This is a genomic window from Butyrivibrio sp. AE3009, from assembly GCF_000420845.1.
GTDB lineage: Bacteria > Bacillota > Clostridia > Lachnospirales > Lachnospiraceae > Butyrivibrio.
In genome coordinates this window covers 202,492-227,349 of record NZ_ATVS01000002.1, presented here as the reverse complement: position 1 = coordinate 227,349, position 24,858 = coordinate 202,492, and the positions used below count along the sequence as shown (strand labels likewise).

General features: G+C 45.6%; 14 protein-coding genes. 1 reads left to right on the top strand and 13 read right to left on the bottom strand.

Translation table 11 applies throughout. The features are described 5' to 3' along the window. From G588_RS0102210 to argH, 6 genes are all read right to left on the bottom strand, one after another. Positions 1-5,893: hypothetical protein (locus tag G588_RS0102210; protein ID WP_022777125.1), on the bottom strand; the 5,893-nt coding region annotated here is incomplete at its 3' end. 252 nt (positions 5,894-6,145) lie between these two features. Continuing rightward, positions 6,146-7,501 carry an MATE family efflux transporter gene (locus G588_RS0102205; protein WP_022777124.1) on the bottom strand — a complete coding sequence of 452 codons (1,356 nt, stop codon included), beginning with the start codon at positions 7,499-7,501 and terminating at the stop codon, positions 6,146-6,148. A 36-nt stretch (positions 7,502-7,537) separates the two neighbouring features. Then, positions 7,538-11,008, bottom strand: coding sequence for a DNA topoisomerase III (locus tag G588_RS18855; protein ID WP_022777123.1), 3,471 nt, complete (start codon positions 11,006-11,008; stop codon positions 7,538-7,540). Next, complete coding sequence (locus G588_RS21170; protein ID WP_022777122.1) at positions 11,001-12,377, bottom strand: ATP-binding protein; 1,377 nt, start codon at positions 12,375-12,377, stop codon at positions 11,001-11,003. The genes G588_RS18855 and G588_RS21170 overlap by 8 nt, the downstream gene beginning before the upstream one ends. Before the next feature lie 42 nt (positions 12,378-12,419). Next, positions 12,420-13,505: an aspartate-semialdehyde dehydrogenase gene (gene asd, locus G588_RS0102190; protein WP_022777121.1), complete on the bottom strand. Its 1,086-nt coding sequence runs from the start codon at positions 13,503-13,505 to the stop codon at positions 12,420-12,422. 68 nt (positions 13,506-13,573) lie between these two features. Next, positions 13,574-14,962: an argininosuccinate lyase gene (gene argH, locus G588_RS0102185; RefSeq protein ID WP_022777120.1), complete on the bottom strand. Its 1,389-nt coding sequence runs from the start codon at positions 14,960-14,962 to the stop codon at positions 13,574-13,576. 534 nt (positions 14,963-15,496) lie between these two features. Here argH and G588_RS22670 point away from each other — a divergent pair. Further along, positions 15,497-17,191: a cellulose binding domain-containing protein gene (locus tag G588_RS22670; RefSeq protein WP_022777119.1), complete on the top strand. Its 1,695-nt coding sequence runs from the start codon at positions 15,497-15,499 to the stop codon at positions 17,189-17,191. A gap of 80 nt (positions 17,192-17,271) precedes the next feature. On the opposite strand, the gene G588_RS0102175 is transcribed toward G588_RS22670, so the two are convergent. The 7 genes from G588_RS0102175 to G588_RS0102145 form a co-directional block, all read right to left on the bottom strand. Continuing rightward, positions 17,272-18,981, bottom strand: coding sequence for a SpoIIE family protein phosphatase (locus G588_RS0102175; RefSeq protein ID WP_196804926.1), 1,710 nt, complete (start codon positions 18,979-18,981; stop codon positions 17,272-17,274). A gap of 2 nt (positions 18,982-18,983) precedes the next feature. After that, positions 18,984-19,175, bottom strand: a complete 192-nt coding sequence (locus tag G588_RS0102170; protein WP_022777117.1) for a hypothetical protein — start codon at positions 19,173-19,175, stop codon at positions 18,984-18,986. Between the two features lie 96 nt (positions 19,176-19,271). Next, entirely contained in the window at positions 19,272-19,637 is a 366-nt protein-coding gene (locus G588_RS0102165; RefSeq protein ID WP_022777116.1) for a DUF1667 domain-containing protein, read from the bottom strand. Positions 19,638-19,663: 26 nt separating this feature from the next. Continuing rightward, positions 19,664-20,932 (bottom strand): NAD(P)/FAD-dependent oxidoreductase, encoded by a 1,269-nt coding sequence (locus tag G588_RS0102160; protein WP_022777115.1) that lies wholly within the window; start codon positions 20,930-20,932, stop codon positions 19,664-19,666. Beyond that, entirely contained in the window at positions 20,929-22,377 is a 1,449-nt protein-coding gene (locus G588_RS0102155; RefSeq protein ID WP_022777114.1) for an NAD(P)/FAD-dependent oxidoreductase, read from the bottom strand. The genes G588_RS0102160 and G588_RS0102155 overlap by 4 nt, the downstream gene beginning before the upstream one ends. A gap of 50 nt (positions 22,378-22,427) precedes the next feature. Then, entirely contained in the window at positions 22,428-23,930 is a 1,503-nt protein-coding gene (gene glpK, locus G588_RS0102150; RefSeq protein ID WP_022777113.1) for a glycerol kinase GlpK, read from the bottom strand. Positions 23,931-24,007: 77 nt separating this feature from the next. Next, positions 24,008-24,589, bottom strand: coding sequence for a glycerol-3-phosphate responsive antiterminator (locus G588_RS0102145; protein WP_022777112.1), 582 nt, complete (start codon positions 24,587-24,589; stop codon positions 24,008-24,010). Positions 24,590-24,858 lie beyond the last annotated feature (269 nt).

Genomic DNA, 24,858 nt, shown 5'->3' with positions numbered 1-24,858 from the left:
TGGCAGTATCGCTCTCTGAAACTGCTGTATTCTTAGCTGCTTCGGCGTTCGCTGCTGCTGCCTCTGCCTTGTTCTTCTCTACAAGAACTGTGCTGTAGGCTGCAGGATCCTTGTCAAGCTTGCCCTGTGCAGTCTCTGCTGCTGTTCTGGCGTCTGTAGCCTTTTTTTGGGCCTCCCCGGCTGCTGCCTCTGCTGCTTCTGCTGCCTGGAGCAGCTTGTAAGCTGTGGTTGTTTCGTCTTTTGCCTCTTCCTCTGTTGCCATCTTTGCAGCAAGTTCTCTTGCTGCAGCCCCGGCGTCAATGGCTGCCTGGGCGGCATCATCTGCCTCATCAGCTGCAATTTTAGCTGCTGAAACTGTTTCTATTGAAGGAGTGTTGGTTGCCTCAATGGCTGCCTCTGCCTTTTTAACTACGCCTTCCTCTTTTGTTATAGCTGATGCTGCATCATTTGCTGCCCGGATTGCATCTGTTGCTGCACTCTCAAGGGTAGCCGTAGCTTCACCGGCTGCTGTAGTGGCATTTTCCATTGCCTTATCAACAGTATCTGCTGCAGTTGCGGCATCTGCTGAAATTCCGGCAGCATCAATTGCTGCCTGTATTGCCTGTGAGCTAATATCACCATCATCAGTTACGGCTGCAGCTGAAATTGCTGCCTTAGCTGCCTCCTTGGCGGGCTGTACTGTTGCAATTACATTATCATATGCAGTCTTTGCTTCACCGGCAGCTGTCTTTGCTGCTGCAATTGTTTCCTTTGAAGGATCCTTTCTTGCTACCTGAGCTGCCTTATTTGCCTTGTCAGCTGCATCCTTTGCGGCCTGTATTGCTGTATTGGCACTACTTACTGCAATCCCTGCATTTTTTACTGCATCACTTGCAAAGTTCTTCTTAACTTCATCAAGCATAGCTTTAGCATTTGCTGCATCATCGGCAGCCTGAGCATCGAAGCCCTTTTCATCCCCTTTGCCCAATACTGCATCTTTATCATCTGCAACCTTTTCAATAGCTGCAGCTGCTGCGGACTTTTTGTCGGGATCACTGATTTCCTTAGCTGCTTCTATGGCTCTCTCATAAGCATCAGAGATTTCAAGAGCCTTGTCATGCACCTCATTTGCTGCGGTCTGTGCATTGTCTGCAGCTGTCTGAACTTCCTTTATTGTAGCTTCGGAAGGATTCTTTGCTGCAGCTGTCTGCGCTTTTCCGTATTCATCTGCTGCATCACCTGCTCTGTTTTCTGCAACCTCAGCTGCATCAATTATTTTCTTGATAAGATCATCAATAATTTCACGAGCAGCTTTATCTGCAGCTGCCTTTGCATCTTTGGCTGCATCCCTCGCTTCTTTGGCTGCATCCTTTGCATTCCCGGCTGCATCCTCAGCTGCTTTTCTGGCATCGGGATCTAAAGTTGCATTAGCTGCTGTTTCTGCCAATTCCTGAAGTCTCTCGGCCTCTTTGGCTGCTTCTTCTGCTTCTTCAGCTGCTTTTTTGGTAGCACGTACATCTTCTATTGTCGGCTCTTCTTCGGATTTAAGTTTTTTACCGGCATTTTCTGCAATAATTGCCTTATTATGGGCATCTTCTGCTGCCTTGTCGGTTTCTTCCGCTATTCTAAGAGCTCCTTCTTTTTTGGCAAGGTCAAGAGCAGTCTGAGCATCTTCTGCAATCTCCTGTGCTTTTTCAGCATTTTCCAGTAATTCCTGTGCTTTTGCCTTAATGTTTTCTGCCTGCCCTTTAGCTTCGTTAGCAGCGCTGATAGCATTATTCTTAGCATCGCCTTCTTCCATCTCTTCGGCTGCGCTGATTACAGCATCTGCTGCATTTATTACTGCCTCTGCTGCATTAATGATATCCAGAGCCAGATTTATGGCTTCAATAGCTGCATCACTTAGGTCAGCAATTTTTTCTTCTGAAGTCTTTTCATCCTGTTCAAGTGCATTATTTGCATTTGTGAGAGCATCATTGGCTAAATCCAATGTATCATTCTCATCAGCATTCTCTGTTTTTACTTTTTTATCAAGTTCTCCTTTTGCTGTATTTAATGCATCTACTGCGCTCTGTGCGTTCAGTTTTTTCCTTGCTTTCTCCGCTTCTGCCAAAGCATCGATAGCAGCTTTGGATACCTCATCAGCTACTTTTTTAGCTGATTCAGCTGCGCTATTTGCAGCTTCCGAAGCATTACTTGCTGCAGTTTTGGCATTATTATAATCTTCATTTGCATCAGCTTTTTCTTGTGAAATTGCTTCAGCAGCATTCTTGGCATTAGTTGCGGCAGTACTTGCCTCAGATGCTTTGGTTGCAGCGCTTCCTGCTGCGGTCTGTGCATCGGTAGCGGCATTATTTACTGCATTTATATTGTCGTAAGTAAGCTCTTCTCCCAGCTTATTAAGTGCTTTTGTAAGAGCATTATTCTTACCTGTTGCAGCATCTTCTGCATCCTTAGCAAGCTGCATAGAATCATTTGCTTTTTTTGCAGCATAAATAGCATCATTCATTGCCTTGTCGTCCAGATCCTTCTGGGCATTATCTGCTACCTGACGTGCTGCCGGAATGGTTGTATCTATAGCAGTATTTGCTTCATTGATAATGCTATTAGCTGCTTCCAAAAGCTGCTTGGCAATTTCAATAGTCTTTTCACTGTAAAAAGCTTCGTTTTCAGAGTCTTCATTTATAAGAAGCTTTTCATTTATTATTTTCTCCGCTGCTGCCTTATATCCTTCTGCAGTAGCTTTAATTGTTGTTGCAGTAGACTCAGCGGTATTTGCACTCATATAAACTGCGGCGATGTTACCTGCTGTTTTATCGTCATTAAGATATCCAACTGCATTGCTTAATGCAGTCATTGCACTTTCTAACTGCTCTTTTAAGCTGGCAACTGATGTAATGTCAGATCCTGTCTGAGTATTTGCGGCAGAATCAAGAGCCTTTCTGGCATTATCTGCTGCATTCTTAGCTGCTGTAGCTTGTTTTTTTGCCTCGCTCTCCTGCTTTGTAGCTTCGGTTGCAGCATCTATAACAGATTGCTTTAAGTCTGCATTATCAACAACTTTACTTGCTGCAGTATTTGCAGCTGCAGCTTTTGCATTTGCAGTTGCTGCTGCGGCTGTTGCTGCTTTTTCTGCCTTATATGCAGCTTCAATTTCCGCTTTAGTATCAACTGATTCAGATGCATTTTTTGCAGCTGTTGCTGCTTTTTTTGCTGCTTCTGCTGCTTCCTTTGCTTCTCTGATTGCTTTTGCAGCTTCCTTTGCTGCAGCATCCATGTTTTCTTCTGCATTTCCCGCTGCAATATCTGCAGCTGAAACTGCATCTTTTGCTTCCTCTGCTGCAGCAGCTGCTGCTTTTTTAGCTTTAACAGCGGCATCTGCTACATCCTGATCTGTTGTTGATACTGATTTCTTACCTGCCCAGGTCTCTGCCTCAGTAGCTGCTGTTGAAGCAGCTGAAGCAGCGCTTCTTACAGCTGCAACATTCTCTGTTGAGGGATTATTCTCAAGGTTCTTTATGGCAACATTTACTTCCTCAGCTGCCTTTATTGCTCTTGCAGCAGCAGCTGCTGCTCTTGCTGCATCCGCTGCCACACTGGCTTTGTCAGCCGATTCTTTTGCATCTTTTGCTGCCTGCTGAGCCTTGCCTTCTACAGAATCATTATCTACTGTTTTATCTTTCCTGATAAGAAGTGCTGCTGCCTCTTCTGCAGCAGTTGCTGCATTATTTGCTGCCTTGGCTGCATTTTCTGCGGACTTTGCCTTATCATCTGCTCTATCAGCCAAACTCTTCAACTCAGTTATAGAAGGTTCTTTTTTTGCAACTTCTGTCATTGCGTTGGCAGCTGCAGTTATCGCTTCTGATGCTCTTGTATCTGCAGTGCTTTTTTTGTTTTTGGCAGCAGTTGTAGCATCTTCTGCATCGCCATTTAATTTTGTCAGCGCTGCCTCTGCTGCTGTCTCTGCGCTATTAGCCTGCGCGATTGCATATTCTGCAGCTTCCTTAGCTATTTTTTCACCGGCTGTTGCTGTATTCTTGGCTGTTTCCGCATAAGCCTGCTCTGCTGCTGTATGTGCTGCCTGCGCTGCACCGTAAGCTGTTTCTTCGTTAGTACTTGTTTTAACACCTGCTGCGTCTTTGGCTTCTTGAGCAGCTTTCTTGGCTGCGTCTATAGTTATGATATTTACTGTTGTCTTAAGTGCATCAGCGGCGGTTTTAGCAGCACCACCTAATGCATATGTTGTCGAAGCAACATCTGATGCTTTATTTCCTGCCTCTATTGCCGCATTATCAAAGATTTTCTTTGCTGTTTCTGCTGCTGCATCAGCTTCCTCTCCGGCGGGACCTACTAATTCCCCAAATTGTTTTGCGTACTCCATCCATTCTTTCGCCGCATCACGGTCTTGGCAACTAGGTGCATTCTCGGAAATCTTTTTTGCAGTCTCAGCTGCTTTCTTAGCAGGCTCTACTGCTGCTGCTGCTCTATCAGCAGCATCCTTTGCCTTTTTAATATTAGCTGCTGTGGGGGTACTTTCAACATCTCTTTTTGCTGCTAAAGCGTTCATATATGCACTGAATGCTTCATTTGCGGCATCATACATTTCTTGTAATGTTTTATCATCATAATAATATGTACTTTCTGATGTTGAAGAATTGCCTTGCGTTTCTGTTGAACCACCGGAATAAGGGTTGACCTCTTTGGCCATTGTGAAAGTTATTGACTTGATCCTGATATCCTTCGAGTATTTATAATTATTTCCCCATGTTGGATGATCATAATCATAATAATCACCGTTATTTACCATAATATCGAAATATTTAGCAATACCGGTTGAAGGTTCAATATAATTCACACCTTTACGTGATGCATCCTCATAAGAGAAAATCTCATTCTGATTCTCATCCAGCAGCTTATAGGTAAATATTGGATAAGATGCAGGTACATTTATATCGTAGCTGTTTTCCATATCAACTTCCATACTTACGAGCCTGCTTAAATCAACCTCGTTTTTCTTACCTTCTTTCTTCATCTGGAAGTATTTCTCTTGAAAATCATGAGTAAATGTCAAGTAACCATCTGTGCAATGTTTTCCGCCTTCGATTCTATTATAAAATTCAACGTTATCTTCGCTTCCGGATGTGCAATCATAGGTGATTTTATATGTATTATTAGTATCAGAATATACAGGTTTTTTAGTAGCAGATGGCTTACCGTAAATAATGATAGACTCAATTCCAACTTTAAAAGTGCCCTTGTTATAAGAAGCTGAGCTTTTGATTTCATCGTCACGATAAAAGCTGATGGCTTTAAAATGTCCGCTGAATTCACCGCTCCAATCGCCCATATTTACAGGAGGTGTATAACTACCTGGATAAATATTAAGCTCATAGCTGTTTGATTTCTTTAATTCCTTAGAAATCCAATCAGATCTACGCATGGTCTTACATGTATAATATACACTGGTATTATTCTTCTTTAAGCTCTCAGCAGATGTAGCATTAAGAGCATTGGTATCAAGAAGACGTACTCCAAAGCCAGGATTATCTCTGTCTATCGTATTTTTCGAATTATCCGTTCTGAACTTGATAGCAATATGGTCAACCTCAAAACCATAATATGCTTTACCAAGGTCCAGAACATATTCGTTATACTGGTCCCTGTAATTAACATCAAATTTGATTTCCTGCAACTTCTGCTCAGACAGTTTCCCCCATCTGTCTGTAACAACTTTTGATTTTGAAAATGTTTTAATCGCACTACCCGACACATTGGCAGTATCTCCCCAGCTCACATAAAAACCTACTATACTTGAGCTGGCTGCCTCTGCTTTAACGGCAGTGAAATTAATTGATCCCACCATAATTACAATGGCAAGTATAAACGCTATTGTTCTGGTGAATTTCTCTTTCATAACTTACTCCTTCGTAACACCCATTCATTACATTCATCTGTAATACTTAATCATTTTTAGGAAACTCTGAAACTCTTTCATGTTTCCGCTAGTATAGTAGCAAATTTATTAAATTTCCGTAAACGACGTAAACATTGAAACTGTGAACAATCTGTGTTTTTTGAAACTAATTTCTAAAAGTTCACTTTATATTTGCAATAAAAATAGTCGATAATCCGAAAATTATCGACTATTTTTCATAAATATTCATTTCTAATCCCTAGTAATATTCTTGATCCAATCGCTCTTGAAATAATGATGAATAGCAAAAGGCATCTTGGCAAACTCATCGGTACACATAAGAACATATACAATAAGTGGTGGTAGCTTCAACACAAAGGCGCTGATCAGTCCCAGCGGAACTGCGAACCCCCACATACACGATATATCCAGAATCATTCCGTACCTGGAATCTCCGCCGCATCTAAAGAGCGATGCGATGAGTACGGTATTTATTATCTGCCCCATCTGATACACGCAGTTGATATAGAGCATGATCTTAAGATAATGCGCCGCAGTTTCTGATATCTTCACAAGTCCCGGAACAAAAGGACTTATCACAAACAGTACCAATCCCGAAATCAGGCAGGATACCAGTGCCGCCCTCATTATAGAAGAAGCATCCCTTCTTGCATCCTCCAACCGGTTCTCCCCTATCTCTTTGCCCAGCATAATAGAAGAAGCTGCGGAGATACCAAAGCCCACAACCGTTACCAGATCACGTGCCACAGACACCACAGAATTGGCAGCAACAATGTCCGATCCCAGATGCCCCATAATTATGGAGTTCATGTTAAAGGCAAGGCCCCACATGGCATCGTTGATAAATGCCGGCAACGAATATTTGCCGAAATCCGAAACCAGATATCCCGGAATCCTGAACATGTCCAAAACATTCTTCGGTAAAATATTTTGTTTCCAAAAATCAATTATGCACACAACCAGCCCTGTCCCGCAGGATATAGTCGTTGCAAGGGCAGCTCCCGCAATCCCCATCTCAGGAAAGGGACCCAGTCCGAAAATAAGCAGTGCGTTTAAACACACATTGATTAAAAGCGTTGCTGCAGAAAGGGTTGTTGCAAATCTTACTCTCTCGCAGCTCTTAAGTATAGTCAGATAGGGCTGTGTTATTCCCAGGAATATATAGGAAACTGCAACATACCTTAAATACACCGCTCCCGCATCAATTAGTTCCGGAACATTGGTCCAGATCCTTATTAAATATCTTGGGAAGAAAAAAGCCAGCACAGCAAAAGTGACCGTAATTGCCAGTGAGATAATAAGGCCGATTCCCAGGATCTTGGAAATAGTCTTCCTGTCTCCCTTGCCCCAGTACTGCGCCGCAAGAATAGTCAGGGCGGAATTAAGACCAAAGAAAACAACATTTAATAAGAACATCACCTGACCGGCAAGACTCGATGCGGAAATTGACGTTTGGTCAACCCGGCCCAACATAACAACATCCGCCATACTTACGGCGGATGCTATTAGATTCTGTATTACAATTGGAATTACCAGTACAAAGAGTTCGTAGTAGAACCCTTTTCTGGCTGATATAATCTTCTTCATTTCGATAACCTATTAGCAATATGACCTCAATTAATCTTACTGCTGATCGAAGTCAAATACCACAGTGAAATTATCATCAAATTTGAGTCTTGCATCGAAGGTGGTTCCCTTCTTGCTGTTAAAGCCTGTGATGGTATCAGTGATCTTATCATTTAAGAGCTTGGTGAACTGCTCTTTGGATAGCTCCACTCCTGCGATCTTACCTATGAAGAACTTGCAGCCACCCTCTTCTCTTGAATAGTCTTCACAGCGATAGCCAAGATGCCCCTTGATGATACTCTTGCCGCATTTGGGACACTTAAGCCCTTCAAGGGTCTCATCCTCACTCTCGAAGACGAACCGTACACCTGTAACCTTGCCCTCTTCATCCTTAGCAAGTGCCAGCTTGGCCTCAAAGGGATTGCCGGCCTTGGACTTGAAGCCTGTGATGGTATCGGTGATCTCGTTGGTCAGTAGTGCCTTGACCTGAGCCTCCTTAAGCTTAACTCCTGCGATCTTGCCAAGGTTGAACTTGCAGCTATTGTCGGGATCTTCCCTGTTGTAATTGCTGCACCCATAGCCAAAGGGCGTTACCACAATATCGCCACCGCAGATGGGGCACTTCACATCCTTGACGGTCTTGGCTTCTACATTTTCAAAGTCGAAGGCAACCTCTGCCTTACCGGTTTCATTCTTCTTCATAACAAGGCAGGCATCGAATTTCTTGCCGCTCTTACCCTTGAAGCCTCTGATGGTCTGAGTATGACCTTCCTTAAGAAGCTCAAGGACATTGGCCTCAGTGAGCTGCTTCTGCGCTATCTTACCTATGAAGAACTTACATGAAAAAGGATCGTCCGCCTTGAAGTTTTCACAACCAAAGCCGATACTCTTTTTCATAATCCTGCCTCCGCAGTCGGGGCAGACCACATCTGCAAGGTAGTCAGGCTCTATTCCTTCGAAGTCAAATACTATGGAGAGCCTTCCCTCCTGCTCCAGGATCTTAAGCTTGGCATCAAAGCTCTTCTTATTCTTGGACTTGAAGCCCTTGATGACATCAGTCTGCTTCTCTGTAATAAGAGTTCTGATGGTGTTATCATCCAGTTTCTTGCCTGCGATCTCGCCGATACTGAAATAACAGGGATTCTCTTGCCTTGTTCTGTTCTCGCAGGTTACGCCGTAGCCGGTCTTGACGATCCTGCCGCCGCAGACAGGGCAGATAAGGTCCTCCACATATTCAAGAGGAACTTCTGAAAAATCAAATCCGATGGAAGGCTTGTCATTCTCATCCTTATTAAGTACAAGAACTGCGCTGAATTTCTTCTTATTCTTACCGACAAAACCTGAGATAACGCCTGTCTTACCTTCAGTAAGAAGAGTCTTAACATCCTCCTCGGACAGGTCAACTCCGGCGATCTTGCCGATGCTGAAGCCGCATTTGATCTCATCTATAAAGTAATTGCTGCAGCCGTAGCCAAAGGAGGTGGTGGTGATCTCTCCTCCGCAGGCGGGACATTTGACACCTATTGGGCGTCTTGCGGCGATTCCCTTGGCATTTTTGCCTGTGAACTGACCGATGTTGGAGACGATGGCATTAGTCAGGTCCCCTCCTATCATCTTGTTGGTCTCGCGCCTTATGTAGTCCTCGAGCTTGCGTCTGTACTCGCCGCCGTTGACTGAGCCGTTGACGATTCCCTCAAGGCCCTTCTCCCAGCTGGCGGTCATCTCGGGGTTCAGAAGCGTAGGCACTGTGAGCCTTACGACTTCATATATCATCTCTCCCAGATTCTCCGGGGTTATTATCTGGGTTTTATTGTTCTGATTAAGATATTTGATCCGGACAAGCTTGGCAATGATCTCAGCTCTTGTGGCTGAGGTTCCGATGCCGGAGCCCTTGATCTGCTCGCGGAGTTCTTCGTCCTCTATGAGGTTACCCGCATTCTCCATGGCAAGAATAAGGTTACCGGAAGTATATCTCTTGGGCGGTGAGGTCTTGCCCTCCTTGATGTCGTAGCCGGAGACGGTGATGACATCGCCCTTATTGGCGCTGTTAACGAAGGCGATGAAGTCCTCCTTGGACATATTTACATCTTCTTCACCGTTATCCTCGGAAGGCTTCTCTGTGGGCTTACCCGACACTTCCATATATCCAAGAGTTGTAAGGACCTTGGCTGATGCAAAAAACTGCTCATCTCCCACTCTTATCTGGATCTTGGCGGTGTCATACTCCGCAGGGGGATAAAAGATCGCCAGAAATCTCTTGCAGATAAGGGTATAAACATTTTTGGCAAGGGGTGACAAAGAGCCGACAGCCCCCGTCTGTCCCGTAGGTATGATGGCATAGTGGTCGGTAACCTTGGAGTCGTCCACATAGGAGGTCTTCTCCAGATTCTTGTACATGCCATGGGTCAGTACGTTCTCAGCGAATTTCTTGACATCCTCATAGGTTGTAATGCCTCTGATATTCTTGGTTATCTCCTTGGCAACTGCCGTTGTGAGAACTCTGGCATCTGTTCTTGGGTAGGTTGTAAGCTTCTTCTCATAGAGCTCCTGAGCCACCTCCAGAGTCTGCTGAGGACTTATCTTGAATATCTTGGAGCACTCTGACTGAAGCTCCGCCAGGTTAAATAACAGCGGCGCTCTCTTCTTGCTCTTACCCTTCTCGATATTCTCGATGAGAGCCTGCTTGCCTGTAAGTTCCTGAATAAGGGTCTCGGCGCTCTCTTTTTTCTTGAAGCCGTTCTCCTTGTACAAAAGAGGGGACTCAAAATATTTGGAACCCTGAACTGCCTTCCACTCCGCACGTAAATGAGCATCACCAAAATCCCCTACTATTCGATAGAAAGGGGTCTCAACAAAGTTCCTGATCTCACGCTCTCTCTGAACTACCATGCCCAGAACGCAGGTCATAACTCTTCCTAATGCAATTGCTGTGTAGGATGTGGTTGCTGCGGCGTCATTGATTAGCTTGCCGTATTTGACGGAAAGGACTCTTGAAAAATTGATACCAAGGCTGTAATCCTCTATGGCTCTCATGATACCTGACTCTCCAAGGAGCGCGTAGTCGCTCATGGGCCTTGCCTCATTGATTCCGCGTCTGATCTCCTCATCGGTCTGAGAGTCGATCCATACGCGAAGCTCAGTCATGCCGGGTCTTACACCGCCATAGTTCCTGATATTCTCTTCAATTGTCTGTCCTTCTTTTCCCGAGTCTCCTGCCCAGTAGACGGTATCGATGTCGTCTCTGTGCAAAAGAGCATTGACTGTATGGTACTGATCCTTGGCGGTTTCCACCACGCCATATTTGTAATTCTCAGGTAGAAAGGGAAGGTCTTCCAGCTTCCATTTCTTGTACTTCTCGTCGTAGACTTCCGGGTACACCATCTCAACAAGATGTCCGTAGCACCAGGAAACTACATAATTATCATTCTCTATATAACCTGAATTTCTGTTGCCTCCGGATACCCCCAGAACTCTGGCGAAATCCCTGGCAACAGAAGGTTTCTCGGTAATAATTAATTTTTTAGCCATTCGTAAGTTCATCTATTCCGATCAACTTAAGGCTCCCTGAAGATTTCATAGCCGCATCCTGCAGATAATCATCAAAGCCGAAAGTTGAAAAGAGATAGATTATATCTCCCTCAAGTCTTGCTTTTTGTGCGCAGGAGTAGATATTGTCCAAGTCTGAATGGGTGGCCTGTTTCTGCCAGAAACACATTCCGAAAGCGGTATCCCCGGTATCGCTCTGGGTAATGATGTCTATGCTACCATCCTTGCCAAGCCACTCGCCCTCATCTCCGATCTCAAAAGGAAATAATCCCCGTTCCTCCTGTCTGAAGAGATATTCGCGGCAAACGGACTTGAAGTATTCATTGGCATAATTCTGCATTCCCGCAGATATAAATATATCATAAAATTTATCCGCAGGCATCTGCAAAAGACTACTTTCATTTGGAAAAATAAATCTAAAATAGAAATTGAGCAGGGGGTCTGCTATCTTGTAGACTCCCTTCATGACATTTTCCCTACCGGCATTTCCGAAGGAATAAGCCTTGTAGGCAAAATCGTGGTGAATAAGTGTTTTAATATAAACAGAAATCTTTGCCCTGGAAAAACCGGTGGCATGATACAGATCGTTGAGCTTGTTGATGCCCCTTGCCATCTGAGCCAGGATGGTGTGATATACGGCTGTCTCACGGAGGTTCTCCGAAGTCAGCCTCATGGCCTCATCGTGCAAAAAGGAGCCGGGATCAAGCATGTTCTTGCATATGTTCTCCTTGAAGGAGAGGTTCTCGTCAAAATATCTCCAGAGGCCCGTCTGACCGCCCAAAACCGAATAGGTCAGAACCGCATCTCTGTAGGACATCTTGGGATAATATGCCCTCATCTCCGAGAAAGGAAGGGGCTTGATCTTGCGAAAGCCTGAGATACTGCCGGCCGTATTCCCAATGCTCGCAACCATGCTGTTCTCCACCCAGTTGATATCGTTGCTCACAAGAAGAACAAGGATCTGTCTGAGCTTGCCGTGTTCCGTCACATAGTCAGACAGTTCCTTGATAAAATCCGCGGAAGCCTTAACAATATGCTCGAAGTTCCTTATTACAAGAATGATGGGATTGTGGCCTGCAGTCTTGAGGCACACATCAAGAATCTCCTGAAAATCAGGTTTTTTACTCATATTTATTCCTGAAAGACTAAGCTCCTTGGCCCACAAAAAAAGCTGCTCTCTCAATGATACCGAGCGGGCGCAGTAATAAACGCTTCGTCTGTTTTCGAGGAATTTGGTAAGAAGTGGATCAAGAGCAATATTCCTGTGGCCGTAAACCACAAGAATATTGCTGAGTCCGCTCTCATAATATCTGTTTAAAAAATTAAGATCTATCTGTCTCTGGGCTTCCATAATAGGTTCTCGCTTCTTTAAATAGTATTGTGAACAATTACATTACTTCTTATTGATATATCCGCTGGCCTTAAGAAGCTCTGCACACTCTACTGCACCGCCTGCTGCGCCGCGAAGTGTATTATGTGAAAGTCCTACAAACTTCCAGTCATAGATTGTGTCTTCTCTGAGTCTTCCGATGCTTACGCCCATGCCGTTCTCGTAGTTGACATCAAGAGTAACCTGAGGCCTGTTCTCCTCTTCCATGTACTGGATGAACTGCTTAGGTGCGCTGGGAAGCTCCAGTTTCTGAGGAAGTCCGCTGAAGTTAACGAGCTTCTCAACAAGCTGCTCCTTGGTAGGGTTCTTCCTGAACTTAACGAAGGCAGCTGCTGTGTGACCGTAAAGAACAGGAATTCTGATGCACTGGCAGGTGATCTTCATGTCATTGGAAGGAACGATAACGCCGTTCTCAACCTTACCCCAGATTCTTAAGGGCTCTTTCTCTGACTTCTCCTCTTCTCCTCCGATGAAAGGAATAACGTTACCAACCATCTCCGGCCACTCCTCGAAGTTCTTGCCGGCACCTGAGATAGCCTGGTAGGTTGTTGCTACCATCTCGTAGGGCTCGAACTCTTTCCATGCTGTAAGAGCAGGTGTGTAGCTCTGAATTGAGCAGTTGGGCTTAACTGCGATGAAGCCTGCATTGGTTCCAAGTCTCTTCTTCTGGAACTCGATGACATCCATGTGCTCGGGATTGATCTCGGGAATGATCATGGGAACATCGGGAGTCCATCTGTGAGCTGAGTTGTTGGAAACAACGGGAGTCTCAGTCTTGGCATACTCTTCCTCAATGGCCTTGATCTCATCCTTGGACATGTTTACAGCTGAGAGTACGAAGTCAACGTCCTCTGAAACAGCCTTAACATCTGTAACATCCTTAACAACGATATTCTTAACAGACTCGGGGATAGGACCATCCATTTTCCATCTGCTGCCTACAGCCTCTTCATAGGTCTGTCCTGCTGACCTGGGGCTTGCTGCAATAGTCTTAACCTCAAACCAGGGGTGGTTGTTGAGAATAGAAATAAATCTCTGTCCTACCATACCTGTTCCGCCAAGAACCGCTACCTGTAACTTCTCGCTCATAATATTTCTCCTCTTTCTTATAAATATTGATGGTGACATATGTCACTAATTTACACTAATGCAAACTGTTACTCCATGGTAAATGATGTCATGAACTCCTCATTGAATGCTATAACTTCCTGCATCTTGGAAGGGCTTGGTCCTCCTATCGTAAGTCTCTTGTTAACGCAGGTCTCAAGACTGATGGCATCATATATATCCTTATCGAAGAGCTCTGAGAATTCCTTGAGTTCCTCCAATGTAAGGTCATCAATCGCACACTTCTTATCAATACAAAAAAGCACCAGACGTCCGATAACGGAATGTGCGTCCCTGAAAGGCATTCCCTTGTTTACCAGATAGTCTGCTGCATCTGTCGCATTGGTAAAGCCCATCATTGCGCTCTTTTCCATGTTGTCCTTATTAAATTTGAGGGTACGGAGCATGTCGGTGAAAAGTGTGAGGCAGTTGTCCACTGTATCTATGGCATCAAAGGCCGCCTCCTTGTCCTCCTGCATATCCTTGTTGTAGGCAAGAGGTATACCCTTCATGGTTGTCAAAAGAGATGTGAGATCTCCGTATACTCTTCCTGTCTTGCCCCTTACCAGCTCTGCGATGTCCGGATTCTTCTTCTGAGGCATGATACTGCTGCCTGTGGAATAGGCATCGTCAATCTCCACGAATCTGTACTCGTTGGAGTTCCAGATGATGATCTCCTCGCTGAATCTGGAGAGATGCATCATTATAGTAGAAAGTGCTGACAGGTATTCTATAAGGTAGTCTCTGTCGGCTACCGAATCCATGCTGTTAAGTGTTGGGCCAAAAAAGCCAAGCTCGGAAGCTGTGAACTCTCTGTCCAGAGGATAAGTGGTTCCGGCAAGAGCCCCTGCTCCAAGAGGACAATAGTTCATTCTATTCCTGATATCCTTCATTCTAAGAAGGTCTCTTCTGAACATCTCGAAGTAGGCACCTACGTGATGAGCCAGTGTAACGGGCTGAGCCTTCTGAAGATGAGTAAAGCCCGGCATGTAGGTGGTGAGGTTGTCCTTCATGATATCATTCAGGGTCTTAAGCATATTCATAAGAAGATCTGCGGTATGCTCGACCTCGCCTCTTGCATATAGCCTCATGTCCAGAGCCACCTGATCGTTGCGGCTGCGGCCTGTGTGAACCTTCTTGCCGGCATCTCCTATCCTGTCTATGAGATTGGCCTCGAGAAAACTGTGAATATCCTCATATTTGGTGGTAATCTCAAGTTTCCCTGCCTTAACATCGGAAAGGATGGAATCAAGTCCCTCTGTAATCTGCTCCTGTTCCTTCTTGGTGATGATGCCCTGTCTTGCCAGCATGGCTGCATGAGCCTTGCTACCCATGACATCCACCTCCAGAAACCTCTTGTCAAAGGTGATGGAAGCATTGAAATTCCATGCCAGTTCATTGATATTTCCGGTAAATCTACCGCCCCATAACTGTGCCATCGTAAATCTCCAATATCTAAGTAATTATGTAAGTGTTAAGTAAGTTAAGTAAAATCGGTTGAAAAATGTTGTATAAAAGATGAATATTAGTGGATAATTCCAGTATAAACTGGATATTTATACAGTGTTTAATACGTTGACTCATTAAAGCAAAAAAAATTATAATCAGAATTTAACATACTTGAATGAGAAAAACAATGTATATTATTGCACAAATGTTATTGAGAATAATATCATTCTTTAGGCAAAAAGACAAATGTCTTTGTGATGCGGACACATATTACTGTATCTGTAATGTATATTTCAAAATTACAGTTCACGAAATGGTCACAAATTTTATTAAGTAAAAGGAACCATGCAACCTTTCAAGGTTTTGGCTATTTCGCCATTTTTTTACAAAAGCCGTAATATTGGACAATTTTTGATAGCGTGTGTGCAAGTTTTCGAAAGTGCCCTTAATCGTTTAATGTTACTATTTAAGTGCTCGAGCAAACCACTAACCAAGCCTTACAGAACATCATTTGGGGGTATTTTATGAGAAGAAAATTTGCTTTATTGACGAGTCTTGCTCTCGCAGGATTCATGGTAGTAACAAGCAGCTTATCGTCTTTCACGTCTTATGCTGCTCCTAAGCTCATCCCTTATCAGACCATCCAGGCTGAGTCCAATTTCGGAAGCTCAGGCGTATCAACAGCCAGAGGAATTCCCGGACAGGTCATCGTTACAGGTCTTGAGAAGGACGACTACTTCATGGTTAAGGACGTAGACTTTAGCCAGGATGTTAAGTCACTTACATTTAATGCAAGTTCAGAAGGTGCTTCCATCGTAGAAGCCAGACTTGGCTCCGTTGACGGCCCCGTACTTGCTAAATTCAGAATTGGAAACACTAACGGAGAATTCAAGGATTTCACAGCCAACGCACTCACAAGTGCCAAGAATTACTCCGCTCTCTATTTTGTAGGAACCTACGGAAGTGTTGATGTAGACTTCTGGTCAGCAACTCCCGCAGATGTTACACCTGAGCCCGAACCCGAGCCAGAGCCTACACCTGTATACGACACTATCGATCCTTACACAACCGTAGAGGCCGAGTCCGCTACTGAAAAGAAGGGCGCTGCGGTTCTTTCAGCTGACGGTGTTTCATATGCTTCTATGAAGGTTAACGGCTATATCGGTTTCAAGAACGTTGAGTTCGCTGAGGATACAGCTTTCATAGCTATAACAGCCAAGTCCAGCAAACCCGCTGTTGTTGAAGTAAGACTTGACAGCCCTGACGGAACATTCGTAGGCAACATCAAGGTTAATGCTACAGATACATTCTATACCAAGTCTGTTCAGCCCAAGGTTTCTGTTGCAGGTGTTCATGATGTTTACTTCGTATCAGTATTTGACGGCACATCAGTAAACATTGACTCCTGGTACTCCAAGAAGGCTCCAGTTAAGCCCGATCCTCAGCCCGAACCTGAGCCGGAGCCTGAACCCGAGCCCGAACCCGAGCCCGAACCCGAGCCCGAACCTCAGCCTGTAGTGACCGGTCTTTCAACCTCTTACACAGTTAATAACTGGGGATCAGGATATCAGGTAAATGTTAAGGTTACCAACAATGGAACAGCTAAGGCTGAGACATGGACAGTTAAGGTTAACAAGAACGATGTTGGTATCGATTCTATCTGGAATGTAAATGTTACTGAAGAAGGCAACTACTACGTAATCACTCCTGTTGTTTGGAATTCAGTGATCGATCCCGGCAGATCCGTAGAATTTGGCTTCCAGGGTTCATCACACGTAAAGGATAAGATCGAGCTCTTCGCAGTCGGTGAAGCTACTGACGAGCCTGAGCCCACTCCTGAGCCAGAGCCTGAACCTGAGCCGGAACCCGAGCCTGAGCCCGAACCCGAACCTCAGCCTGAACCCGAGCCCGAACCCGAGCCTATCGTTGTAGATAACGACCTTACTCTTGAGTACACAATCAGTGGTCAGGGTAACTACACAATCAACTTTAAGGTTGTTAACAATTCCAAGACTGCTGTTAACGGTTGGACACTTAAGCTTAAGAAGAGCGATGTTAAGATTGACAACAGCTGGTGTGTAAAGGTTGCATCCGTAGGTGATTATTATGTGATCACTCCTGAGTCATGGAACTCTATAATCTACGCAGGCGATGCTGCTTACTTCGGAATCCAGGGTAGCGGATCCATCGGAAGCACAATCGGATACACACTTAACTAAACTAATATGATTACATCCTGGTAAGGCTAAACAATGAAAGGCCCACAAGACTGATCATCTTGTGGGCCTTTCTATACGTGCTAATTTGGATTATAGATAATTGCTGCGCAGGTGATGTCGTCGGATTGGTCAAGGCCCTGGGAGTAGAGGTTGACGGAGTCAACTACATCGGATACTACGAGTTTGGAATCGTAGGAGTTATTGTAATGGCTATAGCTTGTGCTGATAGTCTCAATGAGTCTGTCGCCTCCGTACTCCTCGTCGTTCTTGTTGAAGGCTTCAGTTACACCATCGGTGTAGATGAAGATACCCTGCCCTGGTTTGAGGGTGATGCTTGATTCTTGAATGTTCATGTCGTCGAAGAGGCCAAGTATGATTCCGCTGTCGACGTCAAGGAATGAAGGCGTATCCGCCAGAACCACCGGTGGGTTGTGGCCTGCGTTTGCGAAGGTGAGGATTCCGGTCTTTGTGTCAAGTCTGGCTGCAAATACTGTGGCGAACATGGACTCGGGGTTACTCTTGCAGATCTCTTTATTGACGGTGTTAAGGGCCTCTGAAAGGGACTCTCCGGTTCGGAGCTTTTCTCTAATGGTGGATTTGACCATTATCATAAAGAGTGCGGCGGAGATTCCTTTTCCGGAGATATCACCTACGATGACGCAGGTATTGTCACTGTCCAGTTGGAAGATATCGTAAAAGTCTCCTCCTACCATCCTGGCGGGATGTCCGCAGCCAAAGGCCTCAAAGCCTTCGCCCTTAAGCTCATATTCCAGCGGAACGATACCGCACTGGATATTTCTGGCGGTTTCCAGCTCGGTGGCCATTCTCTCACTCTCGGCAGCTTCCACTGCTATCCGTTTCATGGCATCATCAATATCATCCTCCATGTCCACCATAGTTCTCCAGAGAACCTCCAGCTCATCTCCTGTGTTGATGTTAAGGTCCTTAAACACTCCGCCCTTCTCTTTGCCCTCCTTAGCTTTACTTAGTTCATTGTAGATACCGGCTCTTTCCGTAAGTCGTTCTATAGGGCTTAAGAATCTCTTTTTTATCCATTTGTTGATTCTGATGCCTATTAGAATCATGAATATGGTCAGGACAGGAATGACCAGAGCAAGGAATGTATTGATTCTCTGGGAAATAGTGTTGATTGTTATGGTAATTGCCTGGTAGCCTATTAGGTTACCCTCGCTGTCATATATCCCTTCATAATCGGTTCCCACAAAACCAATTTGTTCTCCATAAGAGATCGGCATGAACCACTCAGAGGAAATAGTTTTGTTAATGACAGGAAGGCTCTCGATACTGCCGTTCTCATTGGAAATCCACTGTCCGGGCAGAAAAGCCCTGGATCTTTCGTTTCCGTCAAAAACTATGACCATTCGTTCGTATTCTTCATCGTAAAAAACATAATAAATGTTCTGAAGCTCCGCATCGCTTCTGCAGACAGAGATCATATTTCTGTTAGCCTTGTACTCATTATCAATATTGACAATGATTCTTTGTACATAATCGTCTGCGAACTGGTCAGCTCTTATTTCTTCAGGTGTAGAGTAATATACATCTTTTACCACAGCGTAGCACTGCTCCAGATACTCATTGCCGATGAGGGAGGTAACAAAATTCCCCAAATGCTTAGCTTCTCGTTTATAGGCCCTCAAAGTTGGTCCTATAACGATCAGGCCATCAAGCACTATGAACATTACCAGAATTATGCACGCACAAAAGAGGATAGCCTCAAGTACTACCCTCTGAAGTGAATTATTCTTATTTTGAGAAGCCTGTTTCATCTTCACAGGTACGGCCCATTGCCATCCGGAGGATTGTCGGGAACAAGGCCGGTGCTACCAGCCCCCATAGACTTTCCACCAATCCTCGTCGTTGCTCCGCTGCCACCCATTACTCCCCCGGTTACCTTGGAAAGCTGTTTGCCGGTAAGCTTTTCATCCTTCTGTTTCTTAGTCTTTTCATTGTTTTTGGCCATATTATACCCTCCCGTAATCCGTTATATCCTACTCTATAATTATATACGAATAAAAAACGCTTATGGCAAAAAACAGTAATAACATGTGCAGTCACATTATACAGCAAGGATGTTTCTTGTGGCGATAACGTCTACGCCTGTTCCGGCAACATCTTTTACCAGAACATCTCCTATGCTGATGGGAGCTGCTACGGTAGCTGCGTCGATATCCTTCATCACTTCAAAAATCTTGCTCTTAGGAATATCGTTTGCTGTTTTCACCGATACTCTCTCCTTGTCTCCGCCTGTTACCTTAACAGTGCTGGTGACAATTCTGGTGGGGTTAACCACCTCTTTTCTTGCATATATATCGCCCTTGGGGCAGGTGTTACCCTTAACCTCGGTAACCTCTCCGTTATCCATTGTTACCGTCAGCTGGCAGCCCATGGGACAGCCTATGCAGGTAAGTTCTCTGTTCTCCATATATTTAAGCTCCTTCCGATTCCTGATTACTCTTGCTCGATCTTGACGGTGATCTTCTTAAGGCCCGGTTTCTCTGTGAGCTGAGTCTTCTTAAGTATTATCTGCTCCATCTCGCCGGGGGCTATGATTCTCTTTTTGTTGTGCATCACTCTCTCATCGTCAAAATATACGCTGACAAAGGAGTCTTTGTACACATCGCCAACTCTGAATCTAACTGTGAGAAGGTCATCCATTCTGTCAACATTGATGGTGCTGGGAACGGTGTATCTTGCACCCTGTGTTGCCACCAGTTCAATGATGTTATCGGAGCCCAGGGTCTTGCAACCATCGTTAATGTATTTAACCGCGTTCTGACCTGCTCTCTTAGCTTCCTCGGAAACATAGTCCACCAGGTCATGAACGTGAAGCACGTTACCACAGGCAAATACGCCGGGGATGTTGGTCTCAAGGGACTCATTTACAACAGGGCCTGAGGTTACGGGGCTCATGTTGACGCCGGCTGCTCTTGAGAGCTCGTTCTCAGGGATAAGTCCACAGGATAAAAGAAGTGTGTCGCAGGTGTATCTCTCCTCGGTGCCGGGAATAGGCTTTCTGTCGGGGCCTACTTCTGCGATGGTAACTGCGGTCACATGCTCTTTGCCCTCAATATCAACTACTGTATGTGAGAGCTTGAGCGGAATTCCATAGTCGTCAAGGCACTGTACGATATTTCTCTTAAGGCCGCCGGAATATGGCATAAGCTCTGCCACTACCTTGACCTTGGCGCCTTCGAGGGTCATGCGTCTTGCCATGATAAGTCCGATGTCGCCGGAGCCAAGGATAACAACTTCTCTTCCGGGCATGTAGCCTTCGATGTTAACAAGTCTCTGGGCTGTTCCCGCTGAGAAGATTCCCGCAGGTCTGTAGCCGGGGATATTCAGGGCTCCTCTGGGTCTTTCTCTGCAGCCCATGGCAAGGATAACTGCCTTGGCAGGGATCTGGAACATTCCGTCCTCCCTGTTCATGGCGGTAACAGTCTTGTCCTCTGCTATGTCCATTACCATGGTGTTAAGCTTGTATTCGATTCCCAGGTCCAGAACCTGCTTGATGAATCTGTAGGCATATTCAGGGCCTGTAAGTTCTTCTTTGAAGGTGTGAAGACCGAAGCCGTTGTGGATGCACTGGTTCAGGATTCCGCCCAGCTCGTGGTCTCTCTCCAATATTAAAATGCTGTCATTTCCTGCTTCTTTAGCGGCTACTGCTGCTGCAAGGCCGGCAGGACCACCGCCTACTATTACAATATCGTATGTCTTCATGATCCTGATACCTCCCCTTTGGTTCTCTCTATTACAATGTTGGACTTGCCGCCGCTCTTTGTTATCTCTTCAAAGGTAAGGCCCAGCTCTCTGTTAAGGATCTCCATGGTCCTGGGTGAGCAAAAGCCTGCCTGACATCTTCCCATTCCTGCTCTGGTCCTGCGCTTAACACCGTCAAGGCTTCTGGCGCCAAGAGGTCTGTGGATTGCATCCAGAATCTCACCCTCTGTGATGGATTCACATCTGCAGACGATGGTTCCGTAGGCTGGATTCTTTTTGATAAGTTCATTCATCTCTTCTATAGTAAGGCCTTCAGTTCTTGTGATGCCCTTTCGTGTGGCGATGAAATCTGTTTTTTCCTTAAGCCCCATCTTATCCTTGAGCATTCCTGCTACCATCTCGCCGATGGCTGGAGAAGCGGAAAGTCCGGGAGACTCGATACCTGCCACGTCAATGAAATGAGGTGCATCCTTGACTTCTTCAATTACAAATTCATGCTGCTCAAGGTGAGCACGAAGTCCTGCGAAGGAGGTGATGACGTTTCTAAGAGGAAGGTTCTTCACATTCTCGCTGGCCTTGGCCTGGAGCTCGTTAATGCCCTCTGCTGTTGTGGCTGTGCCTTCCTTGTTCTCGATGTCGATGGCTGTGGGGCCTACAAGGAGGTTACCGTGAACAGTGGGAGTTACCAAAACGCCCTTACCGTACTTGGTAGGCTGAGGGAAAATAGTGTGAGAAACATATCCGCCAACCTCTTTGTCAAGAAGGCAATAATCGCCTCGTCTCTCGATGATGTGCATCTTGTCTGCACTTACCATGTTGTGGATCTTGTCAGCGTAGACACCGGCTGCGTTGACAACGTATTTAGCCACGTATTCACCGTTGTTGGTACGAAGGTGCCAAAGGTCGTCCTCGCCTTTTTTGATATCCTCAACTCTTGTGTTGAATCTGAACTCCACGCCGTTGACATTGGCATTCTCAGCCATGGCTATTGTCAGTTCAAAGGGGCAGATGATTCCGCCTGTGGGTGCATAGAGAGCGCCTTCCACGTCATCTGAGAGGTTAGGCTCCATGGTAAGAGCTTCCTCTCTGGAAAGTATCTTAAGGCCCTTAACACCGTTTTTTACACCTCTGTCATAGAGCTTCTGAAGACCGTCCAGCTCCTCTTTATGGATGCAGACTACCATTGAGCCGTTTCTCTTGAAGGGAATATCAAGGTCTGCTGCAAGCTGATCCATCATCTCATTTCCGCGGACATTGAGCTTAGCCATAAGTGAACCTTCATCGGCATCAAATCCGGCGTGAACAATAGCTGAATTAGCCTTGGAGGTTCCTTCGCAGACGTCCTCGCATTTTTCAAGGACACATACATTTACCTGATAGCGTGAGAGTTCTCTTGCTACCGCGCAGCCGCTAACACCGGCTCCGATTACAATCACATCATACATATCGTCATTCTCCTTTACAGCCCCCCGGCTGTATCTATATAAATCTATTATTACACTTCTTTAGCCCAGCCTCTGGTGGAAGCAACTGCCTGCTGCCAGCCCTTAAGCTCTTTTTCCCTGTTCTCCTTGGGCATCTGTGAGGCAAAGGTCTTCTCTATGGACCAGTTGCTGCACACATCGTCTCTGTCCTTCCAGAAGCCCACCGCATAGCCTGCAAGGTAGGCAGCTCCCAGGGCTGTAGTCTCAACACAGCTTGGTCTTATTACATTGGTGTTGATGATATCTGCCTGGAACTGCATCAGGAAGTTGTTCTTGGAAGCCCCGCCGTCCACTCTAAGGGAGGTGAGTTTCTTGCCTGTATCAAGTTCCATGGCGTGAAGCACATCGTAGGTCTGGAATGCCAGTGACTCCAGTGTTGCCCTTATGATGTGGTACTTGTTAACGCCTCGTGTAAGTCCCACGATTGCTCCTCTTGCGTAAGGATCCCAGTAGGGTGCGCCAAGGCCTGTAAATGCGGGAACCACGTAGCAGCCGTTGGTGTCATCAACTCTTGTGGCAAAATATTCAGAATCGGGAGCTGAGTCGATAGCTCTAAGCTCGTCTCTAAGCCACTGAATTGCGGCTCCTGCCACATATACCGACCCCTCAAGGGCGTAGGTAACTTTGCCGTTGATGCCCCAGGCGATGGTGGTCAGCAAATCATTCTTGGAAAAGATCGGCTTGTCACCGGTATTCATCAGCATAAAGCACCCTGTACCATAGGTGTTCTTGGCATCTCCTTCGTTAAAGCAGGTCTGTCCGAAGAGGGCTGCCTGCTGGTCTCCTGCCGCTCCTGCGATCTTGATGGGGCCTCCGAAGAACTCCTCATCGGTCTCACCGTATACGCAGCTGGAGGGTTTAACCTCAGGAAGCATGTTCATGGGTATATCAAGAATTTCGCATAACTCTTCATCCCATTCCAGGGTATTTATATTGAACAAAAGAGTTCTAGATGCGTTGGAATAATCTGTAATATGAACGGCGCCTTTGGTGAGCTTGTATATAAGCCAGGAATCAACGGTTCCAAAGCAGAGCTCGCCTTTTTCCGCTCTTTCTCTTGCGCCTTCAACGTTATCCAGAAGCCATCTGATCTTGGTTCCTGAGAAGTAAGGATCGAATTTAAGTCCTGTCTTTTGCTGGAACTTCTCAACGATTCCGGGGACTTTGGCCTTCATCTCCTCAGCAAAGTCCGCTGTACGTCTGCACTGCCATACTATGGCGTGGGATATGGGCTGTCCTGTCTTTCTGTCCCAGACGATCACGGTCTCTCGCTGGTTGGTAATTCCGATGCTGGCTATATCCTCGTAGGTGGCGCCGATCTTGCTCATTGCCTCCCTTGCCACCGACAGCTGCACCTGCCATATCTCACTGGCGTCGTGCTCAACCCATCCGGGCTGAGGAAAAAACTGTGTGAACTCCTTCTGAGCCACAGAACACATCTCTCCCTTTTCATTGAACAGAATACATCTGTTGCTGGTTGTGCCTGAATCCAAGGCCATTACGTATTTTGCCATACTCACTTCTCCTTTTATATGAACGGTTTGCTTGGAAACCATTGCTTAGCTTATTTATTGTCTGTCTGCCCTGCAGTTCACAGCTGCCATACTTCCTCGTTGGTGGAGGAAATGGCGATTGCTCCTGCGTCCAGGGCATTCATTACATCTTCTTTGTCTGAGATCAGTCCCCCTGCGATTATGGGAACTCTGCTGACTCTGTTGATGCGTTTGATCATCTTGGGAAGTACTATTCCCGGCAGAAATTCGATGAGATCGGGTCTTATGGTTTTATTGGCAGCCTGCTTCTCTATGTTTGTAAGCGCCATGCTGTCCAGGATGAAATACCTCAGCACCGTATTAAGGCCCAGCTCCTTGGCATGCTGGATCAGCCCGCTCTTGGTGGTTATGATGCCGTCTGCCTTGGTGTTGTTCTTGATAAAGTCGGTGCAAACGTCCTTGGAATTATTAAGACCGGTAAGTAGATCCACATGGACCATTGCCACCTTATCCACTGCCTTTATCCTGTCCACGATCCCAGGAATGGTAACGATATCTCCATACAAAACAAAGATGATCTCCACTTCCTCCCTAAGGGCCGCTTCCAGTCCTTCGTCGTCCTTCACCGCCGCGATTATGGGGCAGGCTTCCACTTTTTCAATGAATTCTCGGTTGGTCATATATTATTCCTATCGCACAAATATATTTGAATTTTGCTTGCGAAATTCATGCACCGAGCACGGTTGCGACAAGCAACATCTTCCTATCGTGCGAGTGTGCATATAATATTTTCAATTTTTATGCAGTTTTTTGCATAAAAATTGAGCGCACGAATACATCGGGATTCTCTCCCGTGCACCTGTACACTCTCTTCTCAAGTCTCATCATTAATTTCATGACACTATAATATACTTTTGCTTATAAAAACGCAATGGATATAGAATAGTTT